The organism is Clostridium celatum (assembly GCF_021412605.1).
Taxonomy (GTDB): Bacteria; Bacillota; Clostridia; order Clostridiales; family Clostridiaceae; genus Clostridium; species Clostridium celatum.
The window spans coordinates 1-11,770 of sequence record NZ_JAJKGM010000061.1 but is presented as its reverse complement, the minus strand read 5'-3'; the positions used below and the strand labels follow the sequence as shown (position 1 = coordinate 11,770).

The 11,770-nt window shown below is 27.7% G+C and carries 6 protein-coding genes and 1 rRNA gene; all 7 read right to left on the bottom strand.

Annotated features, from left to right (window positions below; all coding sequences use genetic code 11):
* Positions 1-504 precede the first annotated feature (504 nt).
* On the bottom strand, positions 505-1,611 hold the full coding sequence (gene glgD, locus LPC13_RS15835; protein WP_040419840.1) for a glucose-1-phosphate adenylyltransferase subunit GlgD: 1,107 nt from the start codon (positions 1,609-1,611) through the stop codon (positions 505-507).
* A gap of 28 nt (positions 1,612-1,639) precedes the next feature.
* A complete protein-coding gene (locus LPC13_RS15830) occupies positions 1,640-2,797 on the bottom strand; it encodes a glucose-1-phosphate adenylyltransferase (protein ID WP_040419837.1) in 1,158 nt (385 codons plus the stop codon).
* Positions 2,798-2,980: 183 nt separating this feature from the next.
* Complete coding sequence (locus LPC13_RS15825) at positions 2,981-4,810, bottom strand: glycoside hydrolase family 13 protein (protein ID WP_040419838.1); 1,830 nt, start codon at positions 4,808-4,810, stop codon at positions 2,981-2,983.
* A gap of 13 nt (positions 4,811-4,823) precedes the next feature.
* Positions 4,824-7,259 carry a glycogen/starch/alpha-glucan phosphorylase gene (locus LPC13_RS15820; RefSeq protein WP_040419839.1) on the bottom strand — a complete coding sequence of 812 codons (2,436 nt, stop codon included), beginning with the start codon at positions 7,257-7,259 and terminating at the stop codon, positions 4,824-4,826.
* A gap of 25 nt (positions 7,260-7,284) precedes the next feature.
* Positions 7,285-8,724: a glycogen synthase GlgA gene (gene glgA, locus LPC13_RS15815; protein WP_005214665.1), complete on the bottom strand. Its 1,440-nt coding sequence runs from the start codon at positions 8,722-8,724 to the stop codon at positions 7,285-7,287.
* 13 nt (positions 8,725-8,737) lie between these two features.
* Complete coding sequence (glgB, locus tag LPC13_RS15810; protein ID WP_234089006.1) at positions 8,738-10,624, bottom strand: 1,4-alpha-glucan branching protein GlgB; 1,887 nt, start codon at positions 10,622-10,624, stop codon at positions 8,738-8,740.
* Positions 10,625-11,697: 1,073 nt separating this feature from the next.
* A 5S ribosomal RNA gene (gene rrf / locus LPC13_RS17260) occupies positions 11,698-11,770 on the bottom strand; the annotation flags it as partial.

The window sequence follows — 11,770 nt, the reverse complement described above, 5'->3', positions numbered from 1 at the left end:
AAGAATTGCTGGTTTACTTTAACTATATTCTGTTCAATTTTCAAAGACCATTTTCTGTGTCACCCTCAAGCGACTTCCTTATCTTATCATTTCTTGTTATTCATGTCAACAACTTTTTTTTAAAGTTTTTAACATCTTTTTAGAAATGTTTTATCGCTCTTAACTGCTGTATATCTTGCTTTAATCAAGTTTTACATTTTGTTACTTGCGACGTCATTTATCTTATCACTAATTATATATTATTCTAAAATAATATATTCTATTTTTATATATTTATATTCATATTTCTCTTATTTTCTATATATTTCTTAATAAATCTATTATTGATACGCGTGGATACGTTAATATGCTTATTATTGTATATTTTCAATTAAATATTACATTTAGCCCTCTAAATATTAAATTTAGACTATTAAAATATATAACCATAAATAAAAAGAGCTGTTTCAAAACAGCTCTTTTTAACATTAATTATATAAATTATATATAAATTAATTTATTATATTAAACAACTCTTTTTTTAGGAATAATTACTGGATTATCTTTTAATCCTTTTACCTCTTCATTATCATCTATTAAAGTACCCTTATCAGTAATAACATTATTCATATTTACATTATTCCCTATAACAGTATTTTGAAGAATAACACAATTCTCTATAACACTACCTTTTCCAATATAAACATTTCTTCCAATAACACAGTTCTTTACATTACCTTCAATATATGATCCATTTGCTATTATTGAATTAACTACATTACTTGTTTCTGTATATTGTGTAGGACAAGCATCTTTTGGTTTTGTGTATATAGGGAAATTACTATAAAATAACTCTTTATTCACTTTTTCATTTAAGAAATTCATATTTGCAGCAAAATAAGCATCAACAGAATTAATGCAAGCTAAGAATCCCTTAAATTCATAAGCTCCAACTTTTAATTTATTAATGTTTCCATTTATATATTGTTTTATTTTCTTATATTCTCCACTTCTTATACACTCATATATAATATCTGAGAATAAATCAGTTTTCATTATATACATTTCCATATTTATGTTAGCACTATTCTTAAGACCAACATTTTCTCCAACACCAATAACTCTAGAGTTTTCATCTAAGTTTAAAACTTGGCAATCAATAAAATCTTCTTCAACATGCTTTACATTTTTATATACTGTAGTAATATCATTTCCTTGTTCTATATGATATTTTAATACATTATTATAATCTATATTACAAATCATATATGAAGAACATATTAATACATATTCTTTTTTGCTGTGTTCAAAGTAATCTATATTATCTAGGAAATTATGAACATCGTCATGAACTGGATCAACATCTCCAAAATTGAATACTTTTAATCCATCCTTCTTGCGATGAATATCCCATGGCTTTCCATTTGTTAAATGATCCATTAATGATCTAGACTTATTTTTTGTAAATATGCCTATTCCCTCAATTCCTGAGTTTGTCATATTTGATAATATGAAATCTACTACTCTATATCTACCTGCTATAGGTAATGATGCTAATGGTCTACGTCTTGTCAACTCAATAGTCTTTTGCTCATTTTCATCTAAATTAATTATCCCAATACAATTATTCATCATTATTCTGTCTACCCCCCTATATTAATTAAGCTTCTAGTGATTCTAATACTGTTCCACTCTTAACATCTTCTTTTGATGCTATAACAGCTATATTTTCACCATCACCAATTTTACAATCTTTTCTTATTTTTGCCTCTCCACCAATAATAGCTTTTTCAATAACAACATTATCTCCAATCTTTGCATCAGTCATTATTACTGAATCTCTTATTATTGTATTCTTTCCTACATAAACTCCTTCAAATAGAACTGAGTTTTCAACAGTTCCATGAACTGTACAACCTTCAACAACTAATGAATTTTTTACATTAGCATCTTTACCAATATATTGTGCTGGTCTTACTGGACTAACTGAATATATTTTCCAATCATCTTCATAAAGATTTAATCCACTATCTCTACTTAATAAATCCATATTAGCTTCCCAAAGGCTGCTTATTGTTCCAACATCTTTCCAATATCCTTTAAATGGATATGCAACTAATCTTCTACCTTCATTTAACATTTTAGGAATTATGTTTTTACCAAAGTCATTGCTAGATTCTTTATCTTTTTCATCTTCCTTTAATGCTTGTCTTAAAGTTTTCCAGTTAAATATATATACTCCCATAGAAGCCATGTTACTCTTTGGATTTTGTGGTTTTTCTTCAAATTCATATATTGATAAATCCTCATTAGTATTCATTATTCCAAATCTACAAGCCTCTTCCATAGGAACTTCTATTACTGCAATAGTAGCTTCAGCATTCTTTTCCTTATGGAATTGTAACATTTTATCATAATCCATCTTATATATATGATCTCCTGATAAAATTAATACATATTCAGGATCATAATTATCAACAAACTCTATATTTTGATATATAGCATTTGCTGTCCCTTTATACCAATTTCCACCTTTTTCTTCTTGATAAGGCGGTAATATTCTAACTCCACCATCTCTTCTATCTAAATCCCATGGGCTACCTATTCCTATATGAGCATTAAGCTCTAAAGGTTTATATTGAGTAAGTACCCCAACTGAATATATTCCTGAATTAGAACAGTTACTTAAAGGGAAATCTATAATTCTGTATTTTCCCCCATATGGAACTGCTGGCTTTGCTAATTTTTTAGTTAACACCCCTAATCTAGATCCTTGACCACCTGCTAAAATCATAGCAACCATTTCTTTTTTTCTCACTATCCTCCACATCCCCTCTTGAATTTTATCTATATATTAATTTAAAACTATAGCGTGATTTACATTTTTTAATTTATGTTAAAATAGAGTACATACCCTATCAATTAATAATATTTTGTGATTTATTCTATCTATTTGTTTAAGCAATAGCACTTAATAAATTTAAAGTGCTATTACTTTCTACTAAACTAATTTTAATACTTTACATTCATGTGATTTTAATCTTATTTCTAGAATTTCATTATCATCTTCATAACATTCATTTTCAGATAATAAATCTATAAATTTTCCTTTTATTTTATTTAAAGAATATATCTCTTCTTTTTCTCCAATATTAACAACTACTATTATTTTTTCTTTATCTTTTTTTCTTTCATAACATAATATTGAATTATTTTTATCTATAAATTCGATTTCCCCAACCTTTAGAGCATTTTCACTGCATCTAATTTTAGTAATTTTTTTATAAAAATCTAATATATCTTTATTTTCTTTTCCCCATGGATATGCCTTTCTATTATCAGGATCTTTTCCTCCTGTTAATCCTGCTTCATCTCCATAGTATATTAATGGAACACCTGGTAAAGTCATTTGAATTGTTACAGCCATTATCAATAACTTTATATTATTATTTAATAATGTTAAAATTCTTTCTGTATCATGATTTCCAAGTATATTCATTGTTGAATAAAAAATTTCCTTTGGATAGTTCTCCTCAAGTGACATATATTTTTTTACAAAATATTTTGTATCTATTCGATTGTGAACTAAATCTAAAATTATCTGTCTAAGTGGATAATTAGTAACCGAATCTAATTCCCTTCCAAATAAGTATTCCCTTTTCCTGTTGTAACTTACTTTGTTGGATGCATCTTCCCAAACCTCTCCAACTAATACCCCTTCTTTTTTAACTGCCTTCAGTTTTTGCTTAAGTAGCTTAATAAATTCATCTGGTAATTCATCAGCCACATCTAATCTCCAGCCACTTGCTCCAAGTTTCAACCATTTCTCTATTACTGAATCTTTATCCCTAATAATATAGTCTAGATAACTTGGATTAAGTTCATCAACATTAGGCATATTATAAAATCCCCACCAAGATTCGAACACATTAGGATAATCATTAAATCTATACCAACTATAATACGGTGATTGTAAAGATTGATAAGCTCCTAAAGAATCATAGTTCCCAAATTTATTAAAATATATACTGTCCGCTCCTGTATGACTAAAAACCCCATCTAATATGATTCTTATTCCTAACTTCTCTGCCTCTTCACATAATTCACTAAATATTTTTTCATCACCAAACATAGTATCTATCTTCTTGTAATCCCCAGTATCATATTTATGGCAGCTTGGAGATTCGAATATAGGATTAAAATATATTGTACTCACACCTAATGATTTTATATATTTTAGCTTTTTCTTAACCCCCAATAAATTTCCACCATAAAAATCCCACCTAGCTATATTCCCAGAACTATCTTTTATATACATAGGATTATCACTCCAATTTCCGTATATAAAAGTATTACGTTTTGGGTTTAGTACTTTTCCATCATCATTTCCATTAAAAAATCTATCAACAAATATCTGATATATTATTCCTTCTTTATACCATTCAGGAACATCTTGATTTTGATATATAGTTATTTGATAGCTAATAGGCTCATTGTAATATACTTGTCCTACCCCTCCTAATGACTCAATATTATTACCATAAATAACATTCCCATAATAATTTACCCTAAAGTAGTAATATATAAGTCCTATAGAATTAGTAGTATCTATATTAATCTCATAAACCCATTTATTTATATCATCTCTCCACCCTACTTCTCTCATTTGAATTTCTCTCTGATTGTTATAGAAGTTTATTAGATTGATATAAGCTGAACATCTTTTATTTGTCCATAATCTCAATGTTACTGTTGTTCCTACTGTTACAGCTCCAAATGGATTTCTAAATTCAGTATCGTGAGAATTATGGATAATTTGTATTTCTCCCAACTCCACATTCCCCCTATAGATTTTTATATATTACAGTTGATCCCCAAATACCTGTTGCGTATTCTTTAATAGTTCTATCAGATGAAAAAATTCCTGAATGTGCAATATTAATTCCACACATCTTTTGCCATTTATTTTTATCTATATATAATTGATTTACACGTTCTTGTGCTTTCAAATATGAATCAAAATCCTTTAATACAAAGAATTCATCATTATAAGTTAATAAATTTTCATATATAGATCTGAATCTATCAATATCACTGCAATACTTACCATTTATTAAATCATCAGTTACCCTCTGTAACCTTTTATCTTTGTTCCATATATCCCAAGCTGAATACCCACCATTTTTATGATAATTAAGTACCTCTTCTGCATTTAGCCCGAAAATAATTATATTATCTTCCCCAACTTCATCTTTAATTTCTATATTAGCACCATCCAATGTAGCAATTGTAATTGCACCATTCATCATAAACTTCATGTTTGATGTTCCTGAAGCTTCTTTTGTGGTAGTTGATATTTGTTCACTTAAATCAGTGGCTGGTATTATATCCTCAGCTAATGAAACATTATAATTTTCTAACATAACAACTTTTATTTTGTCATTTACTCGCTTATCATTATTTATAGTTTTAGCAACCCTACATATTAACTCTATTATATTTTTAGCTAGATAATATCCTGGTGCTGCTTTTCCTGCAAATATAAATGTTCTTGGAATTATATCTAAATTAGGATTTTCTAATAAATTGTTATATAACTCCATTATTCTTAGACAATTTAAAGTTTGTCTTTTATATGCATGAATTCTCTTTACTTGAACATCAAAAATAGAATTCGTATCTACAAGTATTCCATTTGACTTGTAAATTTCCTTAGCTAAATTTTCTTTATTATACTTTTTAATTTCACCTAATCTATTTATTACATTAGGATCATCTAAGTGGTTTTTAAAATTCTCTAAATCTGTTGGATGTTTTATAAAGCTATCTCCTATTGTCTCTTTTAGTAAACTAGTAAGTTTAGGATTACTCTTAAGCAACCATCGTCTATGTGTTATACCATTAGTTTTATTATTAAATTTTGATGGATATAAATAGTAAAAATCAGACATTTCCCTCTTCTTTAATATTTCAGTATGGAGTTTTGCAACACCATTAACACTATGGCTCCCAACTATAGCTAAGTTAGCCATTTTAACATATCCATCAGATATTATAGCCATTCTTGCAATCTTATCCCATTGACCTACATATTTATTCCATAACTCTTCACAATATCTTCTATTTATTTCTTCTACAATCATATAAATTCTTGGAAGTAAATTTTTAAACATATCTACAGGCCACTTTTCTAAAGCTTCTGCTAATATTGTATGATTTGTATAAGATATAGTATTTTGTGTTATTCTCCATGCAGTCTCCCATGAAAGTCCCTCTTCATCAAGCAATATTCTCATTAATTCAGGAATTGCTAATGTTGGATGAGTATCATTAATATGAATGGCTATCTTCTCATCAAATATAGCTATATTTCCATTATGCTTCTTAAAATGTCTAACAATACTCTGGATACCTGCTGATACAAAGAAATATTGTTGTTTCAATCTAAGCATTTTTCCTTCATAAAATGAATCTTCTGGATATAAAACTAACGATATAGCTTCTACAGAATTTTTATATGAAATTGCTTTTATAAAATCACCTCTACTGAATGATGAAAAATCAAATTCATTAGATACAGGTTCTGCACTCCACAATCTTAATGTATTTACTACTTCATTTTCATATCCAACTATAGGTGTATCGTATGGTACTGCTAAAACAGGTTCATAATTAACATGAGTGAATGTTAACTTTCCGTCTACCTCCCCAGAAATTACACTTCCTCCAAACTTAACTATTTCACATTTATCCTGTTTCTTTATTTCCCAAACATTTCCCTCCCTTAACCAATTATCTGATGCTTCCACTTGTTGAGAATCTACTATCTTTTGCTCAAAAAATCCATATTTATATCTAATCCCACAACCATGTCCAGGAATATTTAACGAAGCCATCGAATCTAAAAAGCAAGCTGCAAGTCTTCCTAATCCCCCATTACCTAACCCCTGATCATGTTCTAAGTTCTCAATTTCCTCTAAGTTAATCCCTAATTCACTTAAAGCTTCCTTACAAATATCCCTTATTCCAAGATTCAAAAGACAATCTCCTAATAATCTCCCTAATAAGAATTCCATTGAGAAATAGTATACTTGTTTCTCTCCTGTTTGATTGTATTTGTTATTAGTCTCCATCCATGTACTAATAACATAATCTCTTACCAAACTTCCTAATGCTTCGTATTTTTGCTGATTACTTCCTTCTTTTAATTCTTTCCCATGTAATTGAACGAATTTGTTGTTATAATCTCTTTTAAATGAATTCTTATCAATTGATAGCATACATCTACCTCCTAATAGCTTGTATCTATTTATGGCTATTAACAACTACTTCATATAATTTTTTATATTCATTAGCTGATTTTTCCCAACTGTTATCAGAATTCATAGCTTGGTCAATAATATTTTTCCAAGAATCTTTATCGTTATAAACTTCTATTGCATATTCTAGGATATTCATTAATTCATTTGAATTAAAATTCTTAAATCCAAAGCCATTTCCTACTTTTGTATATTCATTATATGGAATTATTGTATCTTTTAATCCACCAGTTTCTCTTACTACAGGAATTGCACCATATCTTAATGCTATAAGTTGTCCTAAACCACATGGTTCAAACAATGATGGCATTAAGAAAATATCTGATCCTGCATATATTTTATGAGCAAGGCAATCATCAAATTTTATATTTGCAGAAACTTTATCTGGATATCTATATTGTAAATTTTTAAATGTTTCCTCATACCAATAATCGCCTGTACCTAAAATTACAATTTGAACATCTTTTTGAAGTAATCTATCTATAATATTTACAATTAAATCGCATCCTTTTTGATGTGTTAATCTAGATATTAATCCAATAACAGGTGTATTTTCCTTTTGAGGTAAACCTAACTCTTGTTGTAATTGCAATTTATTCTCTAATTTTCCCTTTAAATTTTTACTATCGAAGTTTTTAAAAATAAATTTATCTTTTTTAGGATTAAATTCTACGTAATCTATACCATTTACTATACCTAACAACTGATCTCTTCTTTGATATAACAATCCTTCTAATCCTTCACCATATTGTTTTGTTTTAATTTCTTCAGCATAGCTCTTACTAACAGTTGTTATTTCATCACAATAATTTAAACCGCCCTTTAAAAAGCTTACACATCCATTTAATTCAACGCTACCATTTGTTAATGGCATGTAATCATATCCAAACAATTCCGGTAATATATTAGGTGCAAAACACCCTTTAAACAATAAATTATGAATTGAAAATACAGTCTTAATCTCCTTATAGAATACATCTTTTTTATATTCTAGATTAAGTAATACTGGTATCATTCCTGTTTGCCAATCATTGCAATTTATTAAATCTGGTTGCCAATCAATTTCTTTTATAAATTCAACAACGGCTCTATTATAAAAGGCAAATCTTTCACCATCATCATAGTAACCATATAAACCATCTCTATTAAAGTAGTATTCATTATCTATAAAGTAATAAATTACACCTTTATATTCATATTGAAATACACCACAATATTGATTTCTCCAACCTACAGGAACTGTAAACCATTTTACAAATTGTAAGTTCTGCTTTAACTCATCTTTAATATTTTTATACTTTGGTATAACTACTCTTATATCCAGTCCCATTTTTTTTAAGGATTGAGGTAAAGCACCCATTACATCCCCTAATCCACCAGTCTTAATAAATGGATGCGCTTCTGATGCTGCAAATAATACTTTCATCTATTCACACTCCCTATTTTAATTTATTAATATTTTCTAACTTTAGAGCAATAGCTGCCATTGGTGGAACTTTTATATTTATTGAATATGGTTGATTATTATAAGGTATTTCTTCTGCTACAATAACATTCTCTATAACTTGTCCAGATCCACCATATTCCTCTTTATCTGTATTAAATGTTTCTTTATAAATTCCTAGAGTAGGTACTCCAACTCTAAAATCATACCTAACTACTGGAGTATAATTACATATAAAAATTAAGAAATCATTTTCTTTCTTACCCCTTCTGATAAAAGAAAATATACTCTCATCTGCATTATTAGCATCAATCCATTCATAACCATCAATATCATAATCTTTTTCCCATAAAGATTTATTTTCTTTATAAAAATTATTTATATCTTTGAAGAATTTATGGTTCTTAGTGTGAATACTATCATTCTCTATTAAATTCCATTCCAATTCCTCATATTCTCTCCACTCAATAAATTCTCCTAATTCACTTCCCATAAAAATTAACTTTTTACCTGGATGTGCAATCATATGAGCTATATATAATCTTAGTCCAGCAAATTTATTCCACTGATCTCCCCACATTTTATTTAAAAGAGAACCTTTTCCATGAACAACTTCATCATGTGATATTGGTAAAATGAAGTTTTCTGAATAATTGTATGCCATAGAGAACGTAATTTTATTGTGATTATATTTTCTGAAAACAGGGTCATCTTTAATGTATTTTAATGTGTCATGCATCCATCCCATATTCCATTTAAAGTTAAAGCCCAAGCCTCCATATTCAATTGGTTTAGATATTTTAGGCCATGCTGTAGATTCTTCAGCAATTGTCATTACTGTAGGATATTCTTCATGAATTGCTTTATTATAAGTTTTAATAAACTCAATTGCCTCTAAATTTCCATCGCCCCCATATTTATTAGGAATCCATTCACCGTTATTTCTTCCATAACTTAAATAAAGCATATTAGATACTGCATCATTTCTAATTCCATCTATATGAAACTCCTTTATCCAATAGAATAAGTTAGATATAAGAAAACTGTTTACCTCTGCCTTTCCTAAATCGAAATTATATGTTCCCCAACCTTTATTATCTCTTTTCCATTCTTCTTCATATTCATATGTTGGAGTTCCATCAAACATGTATAATCCATGTGCATCTTTACAAAAATGACTTGGTACCCAATCAAGTATTACTCCAATTCCGGCTTTATGCAATTCATCAATTAAATATTTTAAATCATTAATATCTCCATGCCTGCTAGTAACTGAATAATACCCTACAGCTTGATATCCCCATGAAGCATCTAATGGATGTTCTATTATTGGTAATATTTCAACATGTGTATATCCCATTTCTGATACATATTTAGGTAATTCATCAGCTATCTCTCTATATGTCATAAATTCATTGTTTTTTCTCTTCCAAGAACCTAAATGAACTTCATATATATTTATAGGACTTTCATACATATTAAATCTTTTTCTTTTCATCATCCAGCTTCTATCGTTCCATTTATATTTTGTATTGTCCGCAACTATAGATGCTGTATTTGGTCTAACTTCTGATTTAAATGCATATGGATCAGCCTTATAATTAAATTTTCCACTTGTAGTTTCTATAACATACTTATATTTTTCTCCAGCTGTTATATTAGGAACAAATATACTCCACAATCCCTCTTTTGATATTTTTTCCATCTTGTATTCTTGTTCAATTTTAAAATTACAAAAATCTCCTGTTATATATACATTTTTAGCTTTAGGCGCCCAAGTTGTAAATCTTACACCTTTTTTTCGTTTCTCATATACTAAATGTGCGCCCATAAATTTATATGCTTCATAATGTTTTCCTTCATGAAATAAATAAATGTTCATATCACTTACTTCACACTTAGTTTTAGTTTTTGCTGATTTTTTTCTAGCATTCTCTTCTATATTTTTATCATTATCTATACTTTTTTCTATATTTAGACTATCTATATTATTTGAATCTAATTTCTTATTCTTAATATCTGTTATTGTATTTGAATTTATTGAATTAACATCATTAATTGTTTTTTTACGGCTATTTTTCTTTACTGCAGTTCCTATGTTCCTCACCATATTATCCCTCCTACCATAGTATATTTTGCAAAACATTACTATTTAAAGTAATTTTATCTATTCTATTTTATAATTCTATCATTTACTTTTTACATACTTCAACTTCTTTTAAGCGACATATAATACGATAAAATTTATAGTATACTTTTACATTGCTTCTATTTTTGTTGTTTTAAGTTGTTTTTTAATATTTTACTTTGTTTTCTTGTCACTTTTTGACGATATTTTTATACATATATGCTTTAAATGAATACTATTTATTATTAATAATCACATATACATATACACTATAATTTATGTTTATTATCATATTATTATTAAATTAAATAAAATTTATAATAAATAAAAAAAAGAAAAATATAAAAATTGTAATGCTTGAATCTATCATTAGTTAAACGCTTTCTTTTTCCAATAATTAGAATTTATTAAAGCTAATTTCTAGTATTTTAAAGCACAAAAAAACACTTAAATTAAACTAATCTAAGTGTTCTTTCTTGCCTAATAACATTCATTTAGATAAATTTTTACATGGAAATTTAATTTTATATTGATTTCCAAAGTAAAGCATATATCTCTTTAAAGCATATATCTCTTTTATTTTCTCTCTAGCTAACATCATAAGATAATTTATAATACAAAAATACTTAGATTAATTTCTAAGCAATTTTTATCCTACTTGACGACATTCGTTGTGATAATTTTTAATACTTAATATTCTACTAAATCCTCTAGTAAAAGAACAACATATTTTTACTTCCAGTATAAAAGTAGAACGTTAATTATCTTTAAAATTATAATTTTACATAACAAAAAAGCACCTAGCTTTATACTAAGTGCTTTGTATTACCTGGCAACGTTCTACTCTCCCACACGGTCACCCATGCAGTACCATTGACGCTGTAGAGCTTAACTTTCCTG